This is a genomic window from Psychrobacillus sp. FSL H8-0484 (assembly GCF_038005325.1).
Classification (GTDB): domain Bacteria; phylum Bacillota; class Bacilli; order Bacillales_A; family Planococcaceae; genus Psychrobacillus.
Genome location: NZ_JBBOSZ010000001.1, coordinates 1,256,282 through 1,277,911, shown reverse-complemented (window position 1 = coordinate 1,277,911; position 21,630 = coordinate 1,256,282). Strand labels below are relative to the sequence as shown.

General features: G+C 37.0%; 23 protein-coding genes and 1 pseudogene. 5 read left to right on the top strand and 19 right to left on the bottom strand.

From position 1 onward, the window contains the following. Positions 1-216: 216 nt before the first annotated feature. Complete coding sequence (locus MHH81_RS05870) at positions 217-1,407, top strand: M14 family metallopeptidase (RefSeq protein ID WP_340919001.1); 1,191 nt, start codon at positions 217-219, stop codon at positions 1,405-1,407. A 389-nt stretch (positions 1,408-1,796) separates the two neighbouring features. Here MHH81_RS05870 and MHH81_RS05865 read toward each other — a convergent pair whose 3' ends face one another. From MHH81_RS05865 to MHH81_RS05830, 8 genes are all read right to left on the bottom strand, one after another. After that, complete coding sequence (locus MHH81_RS05865; RefSeq protein ID WP_340918999.1) at positions 1,797-2,942, bottom strand: DHHW family protein; 1,146 nt, start codon at positions 2,940-2,942, stop codon at positions 1,797-1,799. Between the two features lie 11 nt (positions 2,943-2,953). After that, positions 2,954-4,339, bottom strand: coding sequence for an MBOAT family O-acyltransferase (locus MHH81_RS05860; protein WP_340918997.1), 1,386 nt, complete (start codon positions 4,337-4,339; stop codon positions 2,954-2,956). A gap of 6 nt (positions 4,340-4,345) precedes the next feature. Next, on the bottom strand, positions 4,346-4,828 hold the full coding sequence (locus MHH81_RS05855; RefSeq protein ID WP_340918995.1) for a DUF4358 domain-containing protein: 483 nt from the start codon (positions 4,826-4,828) through the stop codon (positions 4,346-4,348). A 329-nt stretch (positions 4,829-5,157) separates the two neighbouring features. Beyond that, a complete protein-coding gene (locus MHH81_RS05850) occupies positions 5,158-6,801 on the bottom strand; it encodes a class II aldolase/adducin family protein (protein WP_340918993.1) in 1,644 nt (547 codons plus the stop codon). Between the two features lie 116 nt (positions 6,802-6,917). Then, positions 6,918-7,967 (bottom strand): autoinducer 2 ABC transporter substrate-binding protein LsrB, encoded by a 1,050-nt coding sequence (gene lsrB / locus MHH81_RS05845; RefSeq protein ID WP_340918991.1) that lies wholly within the window; start codon positions 7,965-7,967, stop codon positions 6,918-6,920. A gap of 32 nt (positions 7,968-7,999) precedes the next feature. After that, positions 8,000-8,956, bottom strand: coding sequence for an ABC transporter permease (locus MHH81_RS05840; RefSeq protein WP_340925131.1), 957 nt, complete (start codon positions 8,954-8,956; stop codon positions 8,000-8,002). Between the two features lie 19 nt (positions 8,957-8,975). Further along, a complete protein-coding gene (locus tag MHH81_RS05835) occupies positions 8,976-9,983 on the bottom strand; it encodes an ABC transporter permease subunit (protein ID WP_340925129.1) in 1,008 nt (335 codons plus the stop codon). 8 nt (positions 9,984-9,991) lie between these two features. Next, positions 9,992-11,527 (bottom strand): sugar ABC transporter ATP-binding protein, encoded by a 1,536-nt coding sequence (locus MHH81_RS05830; RefSeq protein ID WP_340918989.1) that lies wholly within the window; start codon positions 11,525-11,527, stop codon positions 9,992-9,994. A gap of 452 nt (positions 11,528-11,979) precedes the next feature. On the opposite strand from MHH81_RS05830, the gene lsrK reads away from it, so the two are divergent. After that, the gene (gene lsrK / locus MHH81_RS05825; protein ID WP_340918986.1) at positions 11,980-13,545 is read left to right on the top strand and encodes an autoinducer-2 kinase; all 1,566 of its coding nucleotides are present in this window, start codon (positions 11,980-11,982) and stop codon (positions 13,543-13,545) included. Between the two features lie 15 nt (positions 13,546-13,560). Continuing rightward, positions 13,561-13,914, top strand: a complete 354-nt coding sequence (locus tag MHH81_RS05820; protein WP_340918984.1) for a cupin domain-containing protein — start codon at positions 13,561-13,563, stop codon at positions 13,912-13,914. A gap of 192 nt (positions 13,915-14,106) precedes the next feature. Here the strand turns inward: MHH81_RS05820 and MHH81_RS05815 are convergent, their stop codons facing one another. The 10 genes from MHH81_RS05815 to MHH81_RS05770 all read right to left on the bottom strand — a co-directional run bounded on the left by MHH81_RS05815 (position 14,107) and on the right by MHH81_RS05770 (position 19,797). After that, entirely contained in the window at positions 14,107-14,967 is an 861-nt protein-coding gene (locus MHH81_RS05815; protein ID WP_340918982.1) for a DUF421 domain-containing protein, read from the bottom strand. 22 nt (positions 14,968-14,989) lie between these two features. Further along, positions 14,990-15,196, bottom strand: a complete 207-nt coding sequence (locus MHH81_RS05810) for a DUF1657 domain-containing protein (RefSeq protein ID WP_340918979.1) — start codon at positions 15,194-15,196, stop codon at positions 14,990-14,992. A 12-nt stretch (positions 15,197-15,208) separates the two neighbouring features. After that, a complete protein-coding gene (gene spoVAE, locus MHH81_RS05805) occupies positions 15,209-15,559 on the bottom strand; it encodes a stage V sporulation protein AE (RefSeq protein ID WP_340918976.1) in 351 nt (116 codons plus the stop codon). Between the two features lie 2 nt (positions 15,560-15,561). Then, the gene (gene spoVAD / locus MHH81_RS05800) at positions 15,562-16,575 is read right to left on the bottom strand and encodes a stage V sporulation protein AD (RefSeq protein ID WP_340918974.1); all 1,014 of its coding nucleotides are present in this window, start codon (positions 16,573-16,575) and stop codon (positions 15,562-15,564) included. Then, complete coding sequence (gene spoVAC / locus MHH81_RS05795; RefSeq protein ID WP_340918972.1) at positions 16,575-17,054, bottom strand: stage V sporulation protein AC; 480 nt, start codon at positions 17,052-17,054, stop codon at positions 16,575-16,577. The genes spoVAD and spoVAC overlap by 1 nt, the downstream gene beginning before the upstream one ends. A 19-nt stretch (positions 17,055-17,073) precedes the next feature. Beyond that, positions 17,074-17,547: a YhcN/YlaJ family sporulation lipoprotein gene (locus MHH81_RS05790; RefSeq protein WP_340918969.1), complete on the bottom strand. Its 474-nt coding sequence runs from the start codon at positions 17,545-17,547 to the stop codon at positions 17,074-17,076. Between the two features lie 78 nt (positions 17,548-17,625). Further along, positions 17,626-17,832, bottom strand: coding sequence for a DUF1657 domain-containing protein (locus tag MHH81_RS05785; protein WP_340918967.1), 207 nt, complete (start codon positions 17,830-17,832; stop codon positions 17,626-17,628). 437 nt (positions 17,833-18,269) lie between these two features. Further along, the gene (locus MHH81_RS05780; RefSeq protein ID WP_340918965.1) at positions 18,270-18,470 is read right to left on the bottom strand and encodes a hypothetical protein; all 201 of its coding nucleotides are present in this window, start codon (positions 18,468-18,470) and stop codon (positions 18,270-18,272) included. 169 nt (positions 18,471-18,639) lie between these two features. After that, on the bottom strand, positions 18,640-19,578 hold the full coding sequence (locus MHH81_RS05775) for a Gfo/Idh/MocA family protein (protein WP_340918962.1): 939 nt from the start codon (positions 19,576-19,578) through the stop codon (positions 18,640-18,642). Positions 19,579-19,662: 84 nt separating this feature from the next. Beyond that, entirely contained in the window at positions 19,663-19,797 is a 135-nt protein-coding gene (locus MHH81_RS05770) for a hypothetical protein (protein WP_340918959.1), read from the bottom strand. Positions 19,798-20,001: 204 nt separating this feature from the next. Here MHH81_RS05770 and MHH81_RS05765 point away from each other — a divergent pair, with 204 nt between their 5' ends. Together MHH81_RS05765 and MHH81_RS05760 are read left to right on the top strand one after the other, a co-directional pair. After that, positions 20,002-20,793: a serine hydrolase gene (locus tag MHH81_RS05765; protein WP_340918957.1), complete on the top strand. Its 792-nt coding sequence runs from the start codon at positions 20,002-20,004 to the stop codon at positions 20,791-20,793. A gap of 131 nt (positions 20,794-20,924) precedes the next feature. After that, a complete protein-coding gene (locus MHH81_RS05760; RefSeq protein ID WP_340918954.1) occupies positions 20,925-21,197 on the top strand; it encodes an alpha/beta-type small acid-soluble spore protein in 273 nt (90 codons plus the stop codon). Between the two features lie 102 nt (positions 21,198-21,299). On the opposite strand, the pseudogene MHH81_RS21290 reads toward MHH81_RS05760, so the two are convergent. Next, positions 21,300-21,381, bottom strand: a pseudogene (locus MHH81_RS21290) (amidohydrolase family protein); the annotation flags it as partial. Positions 21,382-21,630: the final 249 nt, after the last annotated feature.

The following is a 21,630-nucleotide window of genomic DNA, read 5'->3' as shown; positions in this document are numbered from 1 at the left end:
CCTCTTTCAGTTTAAATTGATACGTTTTTGTTCATCAGGTCACCTGTATGCATTACACTACTATATTCGTTAATTTATAGAATAAACACTATTTCACTAAGAGTTTACCCAATTTAAGAGAATTTAGTCTCTATTTGTATAGAAATCTTTGAATTCACAATCCCCTACATTTTTTCATATACTTTTATAATGTACTCAATGAAGTGGAGGAACGACATGGATGTATATGTTAGACGTGGGGATTCATTTTGGTATTACAGCCAATTATTTAAGATTCCTCAACAGCTTATTATCAATTCCAACCGAAACATTAACCCTCAAACCCTCTCGGTGGGGAAACTCATTCAAATACCGGGATATGTTACGGTTAGTTATCAAATAAAAACGGGCGACACTTTTTGGTCAATTGCGGAAAGTCGAGACCTTCCTCTAGATGCAATTCTGCTTCTTAACCCTGGCCTGAACCCGAATAGCCTGCAAACGGGGCAGACAATTACTCTTCCTCTTAGAGTTACCTGGAGTATTGTGAATGGGAAACAAAATTATGATTACGATACCATGATGAATGATATTAGACAGTTACAGACGGTGTATCCATTCTTGCAAGTATCATCTATTGGCGATTCCGTTTTAGGTCGTGAAATACCTGAAATTTTAATTGGAAATGGTGATAAGAGGGTTCATTATAATGGTTCGTTTCATGCGAACGAATGGATTACTACTCCTATCCTTATGACCTTCTTAAATGATTATGTGCTGTCCTTAACGAACCAGAATACGATTCGCGGGCTTGTAACATCCCCTTTATATGAGCACTCGACATTATCCATTGTTCCGATGGTTAATCCGGATGGCGTTGATCTAGTGATAAATGGTCCACCTTCTGAGGAGCCTTATAGAAGCAACGTTATCGAATGGAATAATGGCAGCACGGACTTTTCAGGATGGAAAGCGAATATACATGGAGTGGATCTGAATGATCAATTTCCTGCACTCTGGGAATTGGAACGAGCACGCAATCCAAAAACTCCAGGACCTAGAGATTATGGAGGCGAAAGTCCATTGTCCGAGCCAGAAGCCATTGCGATGGCAGACCTAACTAGGAGACGGGATTTTGCTCAAGTACTAGCTTTTCATACGCAAGGAGAAGTTATTTATTGGGGGTTTCAAAACCTCGAACCACCTGAAACGGAAGCGATTGTCACCGTGTTTAGTAGAGTCAGCGGATACGAGCCCATTCAATCGATCGAAAGTTACGCAGGATATAAGGATTGGTTTATTCAAGACTGGCGGAGACCTGGTTTTACTGTTGAGGTTGGGAAAGGAATAAATCCGTTACCACTCACACAATTTGATGAAATCTATGAAAAGACATTGGGGATTTTTCTGTCCGCGTTATATTTATAATTATTTAATAATATTTTATATTTCCGCTGATGAAATGTTAGTTTTCTCCAATCCACCCCAGGTAAATACACTTTTTATTAATAGTTACATATGATGCATTAATGAAATCGCTTAGGGGGAGTCCTTATTATTATACATGTGGTAAGCTTTGGCGAAACGCTTTGAGATTGCAAGCAGCTATGAAGTAATTATAATTTGTAGGGTTTTCCCCTCAACCCTTTAGCACTTAGTTTTTTAGGTTTAGGAATGAAAGAATAGACTCTTTCTATATATAAGTAAGGAGCCGAAGATATATTTTCGGCTCCTCTTTTGATTTTTACTTTCACCATTTCGGACGCTCTATTGCTTCTTTTACGGAATAATAGAAATATACTACTGGGGATGATTCTCTAGTAATTCAGTTTCAAAAGTGCTGAATCGCTCACTAGAGTGGATGTATTAAATAAAAACAAAACGTCATTAATTTCATTTTTGGTCAAATACTCAGTGATGCTCCCGTTATAATACCGAATGTCTATCACATGGATTTCCGGTACATTTCTTGTGAGAAAAGGGATCAAGCTATGCGCATACGAATCTTTAAGGATGAGCAACTTATCTTGTTCAATCTGACGCGACTCAAGCTCCGTAGTAAGCTTCATTAAAGCGTGTACGCCTCCTAAAAAATAGGAATATTGATCTTTCTTAGCAAGAAAGCTCGTATCGTACATACCCGTTATCGTTTCATTTGTATCCGCAATATACATCTTCGTATGAGTAGGCTCACGAGGAATATAAGCTTCAATAGTATCCGGCGTTATTCCATTAAACTGACTCCTTGTATGATAGCTACCTAGAAACGAATTGCTCACTGTTTGTATTTGGAAATCCTTCTTAGAAAGGGGATCCCACCCCTTCTGCTCGGCATACGCAACATAAGCCAAATAAGCCCCGTATGTCGTCCAATGATGGTCAGTCCGATAATATATTGGATCAGTTGCATGTGGTTCCAGGAATTGAAATCCATTCATAAAGGTTATCTCGTTAAGCAGTTGATCTTCAAAAAATTGGTTTACTTTCTTTTGTGGATACGATGGCGCTAACCATGGCAAACGTTCAGGATAAAGTCCAATCGATGTGGGAACTAGCATGAAAGTCATGTTCACTTGCGATTGATTACTAACAAATAGGTTTACCGAATCTGTATATTGCTGAATCTTCGTATAGTCAGGCTCTAAGAACTTTTCCAATAAATATCCATCTTTTCCTTTATAAATACTGTTATTCTCTTGTTGTAGCCGAAATTGTTCCACAGTTGATTTTATCCACAACCACTCATCCCGAAAAGGAAAGTGGTCCGTGACAAACCTCTCAGCCTCTTCTGCATATTCCTTGGACATTAAGTTATCCCATGTTAGATGAGGAGAAGCCTGTAAATACCTGTTTTCTAGCTCCGAGAAACGTTCCCGAGGCAATATAAAAAAGAAGAGAGCGACTAGAAATAGCGTTCCGACAAACCCAAAGACCAATAACCGCTCCGCACTCTGCTTCATCATTTTTTACCTCCTTAGAAACGAAAATATAAGAACGGGTTAAAAGTCGCGTCTACCAAGTAAGCTACGGAAAGTAAGAAAAGAAACCCATACCAGACAAGGTGAATAAGAGTCAATTCATTATTCTTTGACGCTTCTTTCTTAGGTAAAGAGGCAATAACCAATACTAGTAGCAAAACCGCATTCGTATAAAAAAAGTACACTGTGTCGTTATTCCAAAGTAATTGGCCATTAAATCCTACCATAGCACTCAAATAACGAACAATCACGGAAGGCTGTTCAAAGGCGAATAGCACCCATCCAATGAGGATGAGCATAAGTGTATACATGTGCCTAACCCAACGAGGGAAGCTCAGCAGTAGATTTAAACCCCACCATTTTTCAATAAGTAAAATTACGCCGAAATACAATCCCCACAGTATGAAATTCCAACTAGCTCCATGCCAAAATCCCGTAAGGATCCAAACGATGAGAATATTACGCATTTGAATGATTAAACCACGGCGATTGCCTCCCAGTGGAATGTAGACATACTCGCGAAACCAACTGCCCAGAGATATATGCCATCTCCTCCAGAAGTCTGTAATGCTCTGAGCAATATATGGTTTGTTGAAATTCTCATTAAATCGAAATCCAAACATGAGACCAAGTCCAACGGCCATATCGGAATAACCACTAAAATCAAAATAGATTTGGAAGGCAAATGCGATTATACCAAGCCAAGCCGTTAAAACAGGCATTGAATCTGGATTTGAGTTCGAGATGGTGTCCCAAAGTAAGCCAATATTATTGGCTAATAGCACCTTCTTTGCCAGTCCGATAGTGAATCGTTGAACACCCTCTGCGAACATCTTGATACTTTCTGACCGCTTGTGGAGCTGTTCTGCAATCGTGTTATATTGCACGATTGGCCCTGCAACCAATTGAGGGAACAAGGCGACGTATGTTCCAAAATCAATCCAGTTCCGCTGTGCTTTAGCAGTTCCTCTATATACGTCTATGATGTATGACATCGATTGAAACGTGTAAAAGGATATTCCAATGGGCAGTGGAAGTTCGATTAAAGGAATATTCGTACCTAACATCGCATTTACATTTTGAATAAGAAAATCTGCATATTTAAAATAAGATAATAGTGCCAGGTTAACGATAATGGAAAATACAACAATGCCTTTTCGTTTTACCTTAGTCAAATTGGGTCTATCAAGTAGTAACCCAAAGCTATAATCTGTAAGAGTTGATACTAACATAATTACAATGTAAACTGGCTCCCCCCAGGAATAGAAGATAAGACTCACTATAAATAATAGGAGATTTCTAATCCTCCTTGGGGAACAATGGTAAAGAGCTAGAACAATAGGTAAGAACAAGAATAAGAAAAGCAAGCTGCTAAATACCATGGTTGTTTATTTTTGATCAAAGAAGCCTTCGAAAACTTTTACAAGCTCGTCTGCTTTGTCAGAGATGACCAATAATACATAGTTTCCTTTTGTCACCAGTTTATAGTTTTTGGCATTCTCATACTGGTCCGGAAGGTAATGTTCGAATTGCTTTTTCACACTTTCTGCTCTCTCTTTTACTCCTAACTCCACATCAGCTACATCTTTAGCGTCTTTCACTTTCAAAATTGCGATTTCATTTGTCTTTACATTCATCATTGGTATTCTAATCGAATAATCCTCAAGCTTCTCAGGATCAATATTGTATAAACCCTTCACTTCTTCTGGTGCCAATTCTATTTGAGAAGGTTGCTCGACTTCCTTCACCATTTGGTCGGTCATCTCTTTCGCAGACAACTTCGCCTCTACTGCAGCTGACTCATCATTAGAACAAGCAGTCACGACCACGCTTAATACTAGCATTAACATAAGAACCATTATTTTTTTCATTGTTATGTACTCCTCTTTTTCTATATATTGGATTTCAAAGTATTTAGACGTAAGTATTCAAATAACGTTACAATCGAGATACCTTTCGTTCACAAAAATAAACAACTGTTTGCTTATATTGAGCAAACAGTTGTTTATTTTTCGCTGATGATCATGGCGAGCTTTTCGAGGTTTTCAAGCCCCAATAAATAACTTCTCCTTACTTATGAAAAGCTAGCACTCGAGTAAAATCCCGTCTATTTGTTAGGTCTGCCATCGCAATTGCTTCTGGCTCGGACAATGGACTTTCGCCTCTATATGGATACTCCGAATCAACTTGTTAGGAAAAATCAATTTCCCAATATAGAAAGAATACCTTCTAATGCAGTTTGATTTGCTGTTGCATTAATAATACTAGTGGAATTCAACTCATGATGTTCATCCATATTTAGGGTACTTTCATTTGTTTTCAGAATGAAACCTGTCATTTCTTGCATTTCAAATACTTCATTAATTTTAATAACTTGATCCTTGGATAACGCTGCGTTTCCCCCTATAATTACACCATCTAACCCACCGTAATGTAAGATTGCTTTTTGAATTGCTTGTTCCACATGATTACCATCCATTAACTTGATTTGATTTTTATAACTATCTAACATAGCGCTAAGGTTTTCCGTGTAATCGGCTACCGCTACTATATGTGCACCTTTTTTTAGTAGTTTTTTCAACATTAGTTCTTCTTGAGGATTATTTATGCCAATGACGATAAAAATGTATCCTGCCAAATTTGGAACTGCTGGTGAAAGCGTTAGCTTGTATAATTCAAGCGGCCAATAATCAATGTCGAAAACTTCTTCTTCTGTCAGGTTTTTTGACGCGTGAAATATGTCGAGAACATTCGCAATCGCTTCATGCGAATGCCTTGCGATTTCTATATTTCTTTTTGCATTATCTAGAGAGATTCCTGCACCGAAACAGCCTACACCAGGTATTAGACCTACTTTAGGATCAATATTATCATGCATATCATAACCTTTTGGTAGTCTGCTTTGAAACTTAATGAAAAAATTTGTATACCTTTCTCGGTAGGATTGGATTGCATGTTTACAATCATCATTTTCCGAAATCACCAGTGAATCTTTTCCTATTCTTAAAATATGCTCAAGTGTGGATCTTCCACCAGTTGCGATTTGTTCCACATCTTTTCGATTTGCGATATTCAGCTGATTCTCATCAATCGTAATAATTTGTTTCTGCTTTTGAGAGAGTTGTCCACGTAAACGCAGAAGGAGTTTCGTGATCTTATCAGTCGTTAATTTCTCTTGACTTTCTGTTTCTTTTTTGGATTTATGGCTGTTAATATATGCTTTTGCTTTCTCTTCTAATTCAATTGTTTTTAAATAGGATTCTTCATGTGTATTTCCCCAAGTAACAAGTCCATGATGCTCCAATACAACCGCATAACTATTTGAAAACTGTTGTACTACTTTAGAAAGCTTAAATCCAGGTCGATAGTAAGGAACAAAAGCAACGTCATTACCTAATATTTCATGTATGATTTCTTCCGCATTTTCATGATTGGTTAATGTGCAGATTGCATCAGAGTGTACATGGTCGACATGTAATGCGTCGATAAATGCGTGAAGTAATGTTTCAATGGAAGGTCTTCGTTCTGCAGCACTTACCATACAATTAGCGAGATAATCCACCATATCTTCATCTGACATGCTATCTAACTCTAATAATGGAAGTAATTCTTCCAAATAAAGTCCAGAAAAATCTTGTTCTGTAATTGTCTTTAAATCACAACCGCTTCCTTTAATACGAAGAATCGTGCGTCTTCTCCCTAAGTGGTCTATTTCCTCCATCTTACTGGAGGTATTTCCTCCTCCATATAAAACAAGGTTAGGATCTATCCCCAATAGTTTAGATCGATTAACTAACTTACTAATATTACTTTCCCCTGGAATTATAAAAGGTTGATTGACCATGAAAACCCTCCTTCTTTTTCTTAATTAACAAAACAACTTTAAACTTAAGAAAATGAATCATAATCATAGGGTAGAAATGAGTACAGGACTATTTCTACCCTATGATGGAAATTCAATTAGAAATCGTAGTTATCAATATTCTCTTTCGTAAATGTAACTCGTTCTGGTAGTAAAATAATTCCGCTATCATCCGCAGTATATTCATAACCTTGAATGGTGTTTGGTTCAATCGTAACTTCACCAATTCCAGGTACATCAAATGAATCTCCTACTTTTAATTCTTTTCCTTCTACTGTCATCAAGTAAGCTACATAAGTAGCAATAGCCCCTTGTTGTTTGACATCCCATAAGCCAAATTGTTTAACTGTATCCCGTTTTACATAGTCTCTCATAACATTAGGAGTGGAAAATCCTGTAATAATTACTTCTCCCGCTTTATCTAGATTTTCAGCAGCCTGCGCCATCGCCGGTAAAGCAGTTGCGTCTGGAGCTAAGATTGCATCTATGTCAGGATATGTTGTTAATATACTTTCTCCTATTGTTAAAGATTTTTGTGCATCATTTTCACCATATTGTGTGGTGACAATTTCCCAGCCCGGATGTTTTTCAGCAATATATTCCTTTGCTTTTTCAACCCACTGGTTTTGGTCTGTAACCGTCGGACTTGAATAGAAAAAGGCTACTTTTGCATTTTCCTTGTCTAATTGATCAGCAGCCATATTGACCAATAGTTCTCCTAATTGAGTAGGAGTTCCTTGGTTGATATAAAAAGATCTATGTTCTGGACTCACGTCGGAATCCCATGTAAGAATTTTGACTCCACGTTCTTTTGCACGATCTAAAGCCTGATTCAACCCATCCACCGATGTCGAAGAAACCATTAATGCATCGTATCCTTGATTAACAAAATTATTAATATACTTTACTTGCTCAGCAACCGACGCTTCACTAGGGCCATCGTATTTGAATTCAACACCCAATGAATCTGCCATTTCTTCTGCTCCTAATCCTCCAGAAGTAAAAAATCCTACACCTGTCAATTTCGGAATGAAGGCTAATTTTACATCTTCTTTATTAACAGCTTCTTTTTCCTTATTACTACAAGCAGACACAATTACAAGAATTAGAGCGAAGATGAATACCAAAAACAGTTTATTGTTCTTCATAACATAAACTCCTCCTCTAGTATAATCTTCAATCAAGTAGCCTTTGTAGTAGAGCTTTGGTTCTTTGGAAACCACTTTTTCACACGATTTATATTAAAACGTCTCATTACAACAGCTACAATTAGCATAACTCCAACAATAATCGTTGTTTGTTCACTGGACATACCAGAAAGTTGGAGACCGTAGTTCATCATACCAACCACTATGCTCGCAATTACAGTTCCTAAAACTGTACCCCTTCCCCCTAATATACTTGTTCCACCAAGCACGACTGCCGTTATGACTGGCAAAATTGCTTGTGCTCCTAAATCAGATCTTGCAGAACTGAAATAGGATGTTAATATTATGCCGCTTATACCACCCCCTAAACCGGCTAGCATATAGGTGCTCATTACAATCCATCTAGTCGCAATGCCGCTATATTTAGCAGCTTTACTATTGATGCCGACTAAATATACATTACGTCCATATTTGGTGAAGTGAAGTAAAGCGCCAAAAACGATTAATATAAATAGAATTAACCATATTGAATTGGGAAGTCCTAATGTAATTCCATTTGCAATTTGAACAAAGGAATTCGGAAACCCACTAATCCCTTCAAATCCAGTAGCACTGGAGCCACCTGAAATCACTAAAGCTATTCCTGCGAACAAAAACATAGTACCCAAAGTCACAACGAGTGGTTGCACATCGGTAAATGCTACAATTAATCCATTGAGTAAGCCAGCTAAAGTACAGACAATTAAAGCTACAACAAGCGCAAGCCAAATATTGAGGCCACCCATCCATAGAACTCCGACAGTAATGGAAGAAAGCCCCATAGTAGAACCCACAGAAACATCAATCCCGCCAGTAATGATAACAAAGGTCATCGGAATTGCAGCGAGACCAATATATGCGAAGTCATTCATACTAAATAGTAGATTTTGTACATTTAAGAAACCAGGCGTCAGCAGACCGAAAAAGATTAATTCCCCTACTAAAAACATAAACAGGAAAAGCTCCCATTTAAGTAATAGCCTTAGTTTGCTTTTCACGTTCAGTTTCCTCCAAACTATTTTTCGGATTTTTACTGGATCGTTCATTTAGATATTTTTGAAACCTTGAATCCCCAACAACGATAACAATAAGTAATAAACCTGAAATGGCACTATTCCAATAAGCTGGAATTTTCATGAATACTAGTGAACTATTAATGACTGTGAAGAAAATAGCTCCTAATCCAGCTCCTACGACGCTACCCACTCCGCCAGTAAGAGCAACTCCCCCTAACACCGCGGCTGCAATTACTTGAAGTTCAATTCCGCTGCCGGTTTGATTTGAAACGAATCCAATATTCATAACAAAGATAAGAGAGGCGATCGATGCAGATATGCCCGACAATATAAACGCAAGAACTTTTACGACGTTCACTGGCAAACCTACTAATTGTGCACCGTCTGTATTATCACCTACCGCATAAAAGTAGCGACCAAATTTTGTTTTTGATAAGAAAAGGTACGAGATGAATACTAAAAAGGCACCTATCCACACGGGATAAGGGACACCTAGCATTTCCATTCTCGCAATTTTTTTGTAGTAATTCGGTATATTTTCAATCCACATTCCTTTTGTATATAGGAGCATGAGACCTCGAACTACTCCTAACATTCCCAATGTCATGATAATGGCTGGAATTTTTAAATAAGATACACCCATTCCATTTACAAACCCGATGACGGCGCCGATACATATGACTGAAAAAACCACTACGCCTAAATTCGCACCACTTGCGAGTAGTGTTCCACAGACTGCCGCTGACAAACCCAATATAGAACCAACCGAAACATCAATATTGGAAGTAAGAAGAACAAACGACTGACCAATAGCCATAACCAGTAATATAACGCTTCCATTTACGATCAATATTATCGAATCTATATCCGTGAACTGACTATTTATAGATCCAACGAAAACGAAGTAAACTATCATTAAAAGGATGATGGATAATTCTCTTACTTTCATTATTTGATACAGGAGTGATTTCACGCAATCACATCCTTTTTTACGCCAAAGGCTGCCGAAGTGATGCTATCGACCGTAAGTTTTTCTTTCTCTATTTCCATCTCGATTTTTCCCTCATGCATGACAAGTACTCGGTCACTTAGTTCTACAATTTCTTCTGTGTTCGATGAAATCAGCAAAACAGCTAATCCTCTTTCTTTCAACTGATTGATAATATGGTAGATATCCGCTCTTGCACTTGCATCTATTCCCCGAGTAGGTTCATCGAGCATAATTACTTTTGGATTAGTTGCTAAATATTTTGCGAGTACAACTTTTTGCTGATTGCCACCAGATAAATCGCTTAATTCTTGGTTTATACCTTCTGTTTTAATTTTTAAGTCTTCCACATATTTACTCGTGATTGCATTTTCTTTCTTAATCGGAATAAATAATCCATGTAACCGATTTAATAAGGTCGAGGTGATATTTTTTCGAACAGATGTAATTTTAAAAATTCCATGTGCGTGACGATCTTCCGGAACATAAGCCAACCCAAGATCCATTACTTTTCGAATGGAAACATTTTTAATTTTTTTACCGTTCAATATAATTGTGCCAGAATCGAATTTTTCCATACCGAAAATCGCTTCAGCTAACTCTGTTCTACCAGCTCCAACAACACCCGCAATCCCCAGTATTTCTCCCTCTCGTACCGAAAATGATATATTCCTAAATTTTTTCCCGAAAAGAGAATCTATTTGTAAAACGGTTTCTCCCAATTTTTCTATAGAAGGTGGAGCCGCATTTTTATTGTAAGTAATGCTGTCTTGTTCGTTTTTTTTCAGTAAATTTTGCTTCATATTTGCAGGTACTAGACCATCTAACAATCGTTCGTAGGAAAATTCAGATATAGGTCCTTGGGCAGAAATCCTTCCATCTCTAAGGACTGCAACTGAGTGGGATAACTCAAAAATTTCAGAGAATCGATGGGTAATATAAATAATTCCAATCCCGTTATCGGAAAGCTGCTTAATCGTATCGAAAAGCGAGTTAATCTCATTGTGCGTCAAGGTTGAAGTCGGTTCATCTAGGATTAATATCTGAGCCTCCCGAACAAGTCCTCGTAAAATTTCAACAAGCTGCTGTTCAGCAATTGATAGTGTTAACCCTAATCGGTTAATATCTAGATTCCATCCCACTCGGTCGATTACTTGTAAGATTTTCTTTCTTAGGTCTTTTTGTTTACCATTTCCTTTGAGTCCCATCGTAATATTTTCTTCAATCGTCATATTCGGGAAAATTAAAGGCTCCTGTGGTACTAAATAGATCCCATGTTTATGGGCATCACTAGGATTTGCAAAACGTACTATTTTTCCATTAATTTTCATTTCCCCACTATCGGCTTTATAAAGGCCAGTGATAATTTTCATTAATGTCGATTTACCAGCACCATTCCCACCAACAACTGCATATATTTCGCCTTTCTTCAGCGTAAAGTTAATCCCCAATAAGACATGATTCCCATTAAATTGTTTATGCAAATCTTCAATTTCTAATAAATACACTTCCGACAAGGTAGGTCCCCTCCTTCGAATTCAAAAAATCGAACAAAATCAAATACATCATTACAATTTGACCAATTTCTGAATCGCGAAAATGTGAATTATATATTTGGATTACCTCTTATATAAAGCGCTTACATTTTTTTGGGGAATTCTTCATTTAGAAAATATTTATATGAATAGTTGAATATGTTGAATAACGAGAGTGGTCATGACTTTTACTGCTCTAATTTATGCGATTTCCTCTCCCTTTATCACTTCTACTGAAAAATTGAAGAGCAATTTCTAACCAAATCTTCCGTTATAGAAATCCGTGAGCTTGCATTCGAAATGACATACATAACCAAATGATACTGGAGGAAAAGAAAAAATTCGATCAACCTGAAAGGGGGAAAAAGATCAAATTTTATTACTCATGAAGAAACAACTTCACAAATACTGACTTTTTAGGAGGAATGAACGATATGGATTTTCTTTTAGCATTTGACGCAGGGACCGGTAGTATTAGAGCTGTTTTATTTAATGAAAATGGAGAGCAAGTTTGTGTCTCGCAACAAGAATGGACACATCTTCCCGACACGAATTATCCAGGTTCCATGAATTTTGACTACGTTAAAAACTGGAATTTAATCATTCTGTGTATAAAAGAAGTATTAACAAAAGCAGAGATCAATCCAAAATCGATAAAAGCAGTTAGTGCAACAAGTATGCGAGAAGGATTTGTACTTTATGATGAAAAGGGTTGCGAAATATGGGCGTGTGCGAATGTAGATGCGCGTGCGGGTGGAGAAGTCGAAGCACTTAAACGTCAAAATAGCGAGCTGGAGACTATTAATTACAAATTATCCGGCCAGACTTTTGCTTTAGGCGCGGTTCCAAGATTAATGTGGTTGAAAAATCATCAGCCAGAAATATACAAGAAAGTCTCTGCGATTACGATGCTTAATGATTGGATTTTGTATAAATTATCCGGAGTACTGCAGGCTGATCCTTCCAATGGTTGTACAACTGGATTGTTCGATTTAACACGAAGAAATTGGTCTGAGGAAATAACGGAATTATACGACATAGATAAAGAGATTTTCACTAATGTGAATGAAGCAGGAACGGTTATCAGTCACATTAATCTGGAGGTAGCAGAGTTAACAGGATTAAGCGAAGAAACGCTCGTTGTAGCTGGGGGCGGAGACGCTCAATTAGCAACAGTTGGCGTAGGAGCAATTGAAAAAGGGCAAGCTATTGTTTCTGGAGGATCCTTTTGGCAACAAGAATTAAATATCGATAAGCCGATTGTGGATCCAAACAATCGAATTCGAATCAATTGTCATGCGATTCAAGACTTGTGGCAAGTAGAAACAATTGCTTTTTTTCCCGGCATTGTTATCAAATGGTTTAGGGATAGTTTCTGTGACAAAGAAGTAGAGGAAGCAACAAAAATAGGGAAAAATTTTTATGAAGTAATGGAGGAAAAAACGAAGAATGTACCTGTTGGATCGTATGGAGTTATTCCAATTTTTTCGGATATTATGAACTTTATTTCATGGAGACACGCAGCTCCTTCGTTTATCAATTTAAGTTTAGATCCTGAAAAGTCTGGTAAACATGTGCTATTTAGGGCGCTGCAGGAAAATGCAGCAATGGTGACTTTAGGGAACTTGAAAATTATTGAAGAAGTGACGGGGCATTATCCAAAAGAAATCATTTTTGCAGGTGGAGCATCTAATAGCAAGGTATGGTCTCAAATTCTCGCGGATATGTTAGGCGTTCCCGTGAAAGTTCCAAAAATTAAGGAAGCAGCTGCCCTTGGAACAGCATTATATGCAGGAGTAGGCGCAGGTATATTTGATAACATTTCTGATGTCGTTCGAAAGGTTGTCAAATTTGAAAAGAAATATGAACCAAATATGGAGCACCACCAACTATATCAGGAACTTTACAAAACCTGGCGTAGTGTGTATGTCGAGCAGTTAAAATTGGCTGATAGAAATATAACTGAACATATGTGGAAAGCTCCAGGTCTAACTATTTGAGAGGAAGTGCTTGCAATGAAAAAAGTGAATGAAAACGATTTCGAATATCGTTTTAAAGACCATGGCCCGAAATATCTAACTAGAGGACCTAATGTAGATATTGGTATCGTTGTTTTAAAACCAGGGCAAGACTTCCAAAATCACTACCATACTACCTGTGAAGAAATCTTTTATATTTTGGAAGGCTCAATTGATTTCTATATTAATAATGAAAGAGTAAAAGTAAAACCTGGAGATATGATACAATGCGCACCAAGAGATACACACTATTTGATAAACACATCAGATAGTAATTTTAAAGCCCTTTTTGTAAAATCACCCTATATTTCTGAAAGAGATGTTGTAACTGTGGATAATCCTATTATTTAATATGCGAGAGATTCATCTCATAAAGTAAGCAGCCGTAGATTCAATTTCGGCTGCTATTTTGCTTTTATACACCTTAAAAAACTGGAAATTTGGGTACAAAAGTAAGTTATCTCACCATTAATTCCAATTAATACATTTAATATAGGTTGTGAGTAGGAAGTACTAAACAAGGAGAGCCATAATCCGGTACAATTAACTCTTTAGGATATGGGTAACTTTATCAATAGCATTTTGTAGTTTTTCACTGTTTTTTGCATATAGTTGCTTAGCATCTTTATTTTCTGTTGCAAGCGCAAATAATTCTAAGTCCGCTTGGCATTTTTTCATCGTCGAAAGCATTAATGGCCTTTCCTGCGGAGATGGAACTTGTATCTTATCATCAAATAAATCAACCGTTAATTCCCCATAAGAGTTTACTTGTCCAATAAATACGTTTTCAATTGTAACCCCTAGTTTTTCTATTTCTGTCTTTAACCATCCTCGACTATACCCAATGGTTGCAAGAGGCTCAACTAAAATCTTGCCATCCATAATGACAGTTTGTGGCTCCTTTATTGAAGCTACTTTCATGTTTAAATCCTTTGGTGTTAAAGGTTGATTTTCCTTTTTCAGCATGACAGATAAATTACCTGTTGCTTCTAAAACCGCATATTCCACATCAGACACCTGAAAGACATCCTTATCTCGAAGTAATGCTAACATTTCGTCCACTGTATATCTTTCCTTCTTCAAATTATCTTCCATAACTTTTCCGTCTTTGATGAATATAGTCCCCTTGCCTTCTGTAAAATCGCGAAAATTTTTACTTTTCAAAGAAATGAGACCACCTAAAAATGGGATAAATGCAACTATTCCAATCCCTAACACCCCTAAATATATGCTTCCATCTAATCCCATAATACTTTCTCCTGCTATGCTTCCAATGGTTATTCCGGTTATATATTCAAAGAGAGAAAGTTGAGCTATTTGTTTTTTACCTAGTGCCTTGGTAACGAAAAAAAGCAAAATGACAAACAATACTGATCGAACCACGACATCTAGCCATTCAGGCATGATTAAAAGACCTCCTTTTTACTTAATACCCTTTATATTGATATTCTTCATTTTCCAATTCTCCGACCCTTTTTTTCAAATCTGCCACTATTTCGCTTACTAGCATCATTGTTTCATGTAGGATTTGTTTAGATTCATTATCTTGTGTCCGTTCTGCTAAATTGGATAGGCTACCTTCTACTCCTTTGAGACTAGCTAGACATTGTTTGACATCCGAAACTACCGTCATCTTCCATCCTCCTCATCCCTTAGGTTTGAATATCAAAGCACCTATCATGCCAAAAACAATGGCAGATGAAATACCCGAACTTGTTACTTCGAACATCCCTGTAAGGATCCCAACTAAGCCGTGTTTATCAGCTTCTGCCATCGCCCCATGTACCAGTGAATTACCAAAACTTGTAATAGGAACTGTAGCTCCTGCACCAGCAAAATCAATCAATGGTTCATATAAACCTACCCCATCTAAAATGGCACCAACTACTACAAGGGTACTTAACGTATGTGCTGGTGTAAGTTTAAACACATCAAACATAATTTGACCAATTACACAAATCAAGCCACCAACAACAAAAGCCCAAAAAAAGATCATATCTATTCTTCACCCCCGTATTCAATCGATACTGCATGAGCGATACAAGGAATTGTTTCGCTTTGTTGGAAGGTTAATGGTGATAATAAAGCACCCGTAGCTACTACTAACATTCTTTTAAATTCACCTTTTTTCATACGATTTAATAAATGCCCGTACACTACTGTCGCAGAGCAACCCGCACCACTAGCTCCTGACAATACTGGTTGCCCCTCCCGATAAATCATGAGTCCACAATCTTGGTATTGTTCTTGCGTGATAGGGATTCCATGCTTTTTGAATATATCAAGCGATGCTTCATGTCCTATTTTGCCGAGATCACCTGTTACAATTAAATCGTAATAAGAGGGATCAACGTTTCGTTCCTTTAAATGCGCCTCGATGGTATCAACCGCAGCTGGTGCCATAGCCCCTCCCATATTAAAAGGATCAGTCAACCCCATATCAATGACGCGGCCAATCGTGGCAGAAGTTACACGTGGTCCTTCGCCGGTATTACTTAACAAAGCCGCACCAGCACCTGTCACTGTCCATTGTGCAGTAGGTGGTTTTTGTCCACCGTATTCCGTTGGATAGCGAAACTGTTTTTCTACAGCAGTGTTATGGCTTGAAGCTCCCGTTAAAATATATTTAGCCCCATTTGTGTTAATAATATAGGCCCCTAGAGCCAATCCCTCCATAGATGTTGAACAGGCACCAAACAAACCGAAATAGGGAGCTCCAATGGTTCGACTTGCGAAACTTGTAGGGGTAATCTGGTTAATTAGGTCGCCTGCTAAAAGAAATTGAACTTGTTCCTTTTGGATTTTTCCCTTTTCTAATGCTTTTTGACAAGCTTCTTCAAATAGAATTTTATGTGCTTTTTCATAGGAATCTTGCGCGAGCCATAAGTCCGAATGTAGGAGATCAAAATCATCTGCTATAGCTCCATCTGCTTCAAATGGCCCTCCAACTGTTCCAGTGGAAATAATCACAGGTTTTTGATCAAAAATCCAAGTACGATGACCTGCTAACATTACAAACCACCCCACTGTATAAAAATTGTTTTAATCAAAGAAATTACAAATGCGGAAAATACGCCAAATAAAATGACCGAACCGGCAAGTTTAAACATATTACCACCTACCCCTAACACAAATCCTTCTGTTCTGTGTTCAATGGCTGCAGAGATAATAGCGTTCCCAAATCCGGTAACTGGAACAGCTGACCCTGCCCCTCCAAATTGGGCAATTCTATCATAAACCCCAAATCCGGTAAGAAGCATTGCAATAAAAACTAAAGTTCCCACCGTTGGATTACCCGCCGTTTTATCTGTAAAATCAAAATAATAAATATAAAATGTTGAAATTAGCTGACCGATTAGACAGATAAGACCACCGACTAAAAAAGCTTTTATGCAATTTTTAACTACTGGTCTTTTTGTTTCGTGTTTTTTTTGAAGTTCTTGGTATTCCTGTTGCACAGGTGTTAATAGTTTCTTTTTATTATTCGACATATAGCAAGCCTCTCTTTCTCTACGATTGTTCTTTCATGAGACTTTTGATTTTTTTAATATCTTTTTCTAAATCCTTCATACTCAAAGTATTCTTTTGGAGTTTTCCTTGCAGTTTGACAAGTTCAAAATACATTTTTTGATCTGCCGAAACTAAAATTGTATAATCAGGATACAGTTTTTCCAGATTTGATTTTATGTTCTTCTCAACTTTTTTTAATTGAAAACGATCAAATTGTTTTACTTTTATGGCTACTAATAGCTCTTTATCTGTATTCACAGCCATTACATCCGAAATTTCATCTTCAATGCTGACATTTTCAGTTGCTTGATTGGCAACGGATTGACTGATTGGCTTACTTATTTTCACCTGCGAAACATTCAAATCCTCATTGGCATCAGTATCCTGATCCTGATTTCCATTACAACCTGTGCATAATCCGATAACCATTAATATTAAAAGAGCAACTTTCAAATTTTTTATTTTGGATATCATGATTTCACCTCTTTTTTTATCTATTAATTTAGAGACAAAAGGTTAGTTAATTCAACCAACCTCTTGTCTCCTCTTTAATTATTCCTGTCTGTACTGAGGTTCTTCTTCTTGAATTTCTTGAAGACGTGGTTCAACACTGTCTACAATAGCTTGGGTTTTGATAGCAGCATCTTGATAAAGCGCCTTCGCTTGTTGATTATCTGTACTTAAAGCAAATGTTTCAAAGCTAGCTTGAGCAGTCTTCAATCCTGCTAGAACAGTCTTAATGTCATTTACTACTGTCATGAAAAACACCTCCTTTTATCTTTTGAGTTCTAAACTCTAAAGAATGTACTCATTTCCAATTTCTATTTATCAATTGGCCCAAATGAATCCTTGGATATTTTGCCCATTTCTTTACCAGTTTATACTATTGATAAGAACTCTTCTGTAAAGGGAAAGCTGGATCCATGCATATTGCCGCTTTAAATGTTGGTGCAGTTATCTTCATATCACTACAGTCGTCAAATATTATGACCAAGGAAGTCATCTTTCAAAAGCTTGTTCAACTGTCGGATCGAGATTTCTTGCCTAATTAAATAAAACCGCCTGTCTTAATCATATATTTTGATTAAGTCAGGCGGTTTATATTTTATAATTTAAACTTACATACAAGTCTTTGGAGACCCATTGCCTCTCCTTTTAATACTGAAGAGCTCATTGTTCCTTTATAGTTTCGTCATTTATTCGAGATATTCAAAACCTTCATCTGCACTGTCTTTCTTGTTGGTACCACTCGCACTCACCTTACTTTGATGTCGTTCTGCTGGATCAAAATTTTGTCCATTTAATTTCGCTTCGGACGCTGTTGGATTTCCGCTTTTTTCAGTAACATACCCGTAAGGATCCATAAATTTCTTTTCTTTCTCTTCTGAATTAGCCAAATGAAATCTCCTCCTATTCAACAATAGGATGCCATTAAACTTCTTTGTTATACCAAGATTTTTTTAACAGTACGTCAGTATCCACTAACGTTGTATGGAAGTAAAATATTAATAAAAATTACAACTCAGACCGATTTGAAGAGTCAAATCTCACTGTGAAACCTCTTCCCTATTTTAACAACTGATCAATCCACTCTTGCACCTTCACGCCTTCTTCAAACGATACAATCAGTGACTCCTTACCATTTATCACTCCATGACATGCATCTATAAGACTCATTGGCTTATTGTCCGGAATTTCATGAACAGCCACCTGATCCACTTCACTTATCCAAAGCTCTGACCAATTTCGAATCGTCATCACTTTTTCTGTTCCAAACACCTTAAATTCTAGACGCTCTTCCTGCCCAATTCCTGACAAACCATTTAGAACAATTGGTATCCCACTTTCTGTTTTAGCCAAGGCTGACACGCCTGTTTCGCATAGGTTTTCATCTTTTGGATAAGTCGTCTCGTGGGAAGAAATCGTAAAATGACCGAATAGTCGATAGATAAGTTGCAGATAATGTGGAAATACCTCTCTTATAAATCCACCTTGTTCTCTTGTACCAATCCATGGATTTTGCTGCCATTTTCTTGGCCAATGTGGGAAATAAGTATGTAATTCAATGCGAATAATATTGCCAAGTGAAGCTGTATTTATTGCATGTTGAAGACTATGTACAACTGGACTATACATTAACGGAAAATGCATCGCTGTCTGAACATTTGCTTCAGTTGCTACTCTTACCATAAGCATACCATCTTGCGTATCATGTGCTAGTGGCTTTTCGGAAAGAATATTTAAGCCATATGCAGCTATTTGTTCTGCCAGAGGAGCATGACTTACAGGGGGAGTTCCGATATACACCCAATTTGGTTTTGATTCCAAAAGCTCGTCTAACGTCCCAGCAACCGGAAGTTGATATTTTGTTGAAATTTCCTTAAGCCTTGTTTTATTTTCATCGAATACAGACACAATTTCGCAGTTAGGATGAGCCAAAATTTGATTAATGATACGCTCCCCAACAACCCCTGTTCCAATTAATGCAAAAGTAGTTTTTGTCATAATGCAATCTCCTTCATAGGTATTTGAATACTTTTTGCTACTACATAAAGACTATGAACCTTGTACATTTCGCTATTCTTTACACTATATCCATTTCTTAATTTCATATGCCGTTCGACCTGGTTCATCCCACTGTAGCATGTGCGTAACACCTTCCATCGCTATTACAGTAACATCATCTATACATTTTTTTAGCTCTGAGATACCGATTGCTCTCATAAAATTACCAAAACTTCTTAACTTCTATTAATTCTATATTCCTCCTGTTTATCCCTTCAAAAATAAGATCCATTCAATTACTTTATTTCTAGTGGTAAACCTTTATCAATAATATAAATCTCAACGTCTTCCGCTCTTCGTATGGTAATCTTGAAATATCAGAATTTACCATTAAATATGAAAAATTAAATTGGGAGGTTTAAAATGCAAAACGTAATTAAAAAATTAAAGGAAATAGAGTCTGGAACCATTGGGATCTTAATTTATTCCAGTGAAAAGCAAAAAATAGTTTCTGAGTATAATCGTGAAATGTCATTCCCACTTGCTTCAGCAGCAAAAGTAGCGGTTGGCTTTAGCATTGCTAAATGTGTAGAGGATAAATTATTTAAATGGAATGACATTGTAGAAGATGTTAACTTTAATCCAAATGAAGATAGCAAAGAATTATTTCCTCACTTTCAACAAAGGAGTACGCTATCACTACGAGAAGCTGTAGAAGTAATGATTGCCTGTCATGATAGTTTAGTGGCAAATAGTATAGTGCAAAAGTGTGGAGGATGGGAAAAAGTAAATAATAAAATTAAGTCTTACTTTCAAAATATAAATATTACTCAAAATCCACGTAATTTAGAAAACAGTGGTAAATTAAGTCAAGTGTTCGAATTACTGCTATTGATCTTTGAAGGATATCGATTAAGTCCTGATTTATGGGCTCCGATAATAAATGGATTGGTTAGACAAAGAGGCGATATAGATGGAATACCTACTCATTTTTTAAATCATATGTCTGGTGGCTTAGATAATGTTGTAGTTGATATTGGTATATTAGGAGATTTAAATCATTACCCATTATTGTACGTTTTGGGTGCAAAAAATTTACCTAATCGATCTAATTTTCAATTCTCCGATGAGAAGATTATAGAAGCTATGAAATTACTCTACCAAGAATACTTGAACCAATCAGCAACCAATTTTGAAGTTGAATCTCATAAATGAAAACTTCCTCTTTCTTCTCTAGCCCTATTAATATTTGAACCCGAACGAAAATAATTTCCGTTACATTTTCTCATTAAGAGGAGTGAAGTTTCATTTTCGGGAAAGACTAATGGATGAAGGAGTGAAGAAAAATGGCTAATAGAAATAAAATATTAGTACCCTCTGCTCGGGATGAATTAGACAAACTCAAGGCTCGAGTTATGAAAGAACAAGGTTATAACGTAGATATCAACAATCCGAATGATGTAAAATACGAAATTGCCGATGAACTAAGTATTCCATTGAATAAAGGTTATAATGGTAAACTTACATCTGAACAGGCCGGGAAAATAGGCGGACCGATTGGCGGTAATATGGTTAAAGAAATGATAAAAATGGCTCAAGAGCAAATGATGAGGAAATGAAATAGCCGCTGATCCCAATTCGGATGGATCAGTGGCTACTCTATTGTACATTCAAAAAGAAATAATCTCTCCGCCCAGCGAGCGTTTCCATTTGGGAATCTGATAGAATTGTAGTCGTTTCAATTTGGTACGCATAAGCAGCGAATAATTGGGGATTATAAAGTTGAAATGGATGAACATGTGGTTAGAAAATAATAGCCTGGAGTAATTACTTGTAAGCTTTCATTAACTGTTTCTGCGCCTTCCATTCTTTAGGAATTTCCATTCTTGCCTAAACTATACGAACACCAGAAATCCAAATGTTACCTTACACACACGATTTATAACTTCCAAGCTAATAATTGGTGTTTGTAAAAAAGTATCCGATGCGATGACCCCTTTCCATCAATGACTTTTTATCGAGCCCCGATTACCCCTATTTTCCATACCTGCA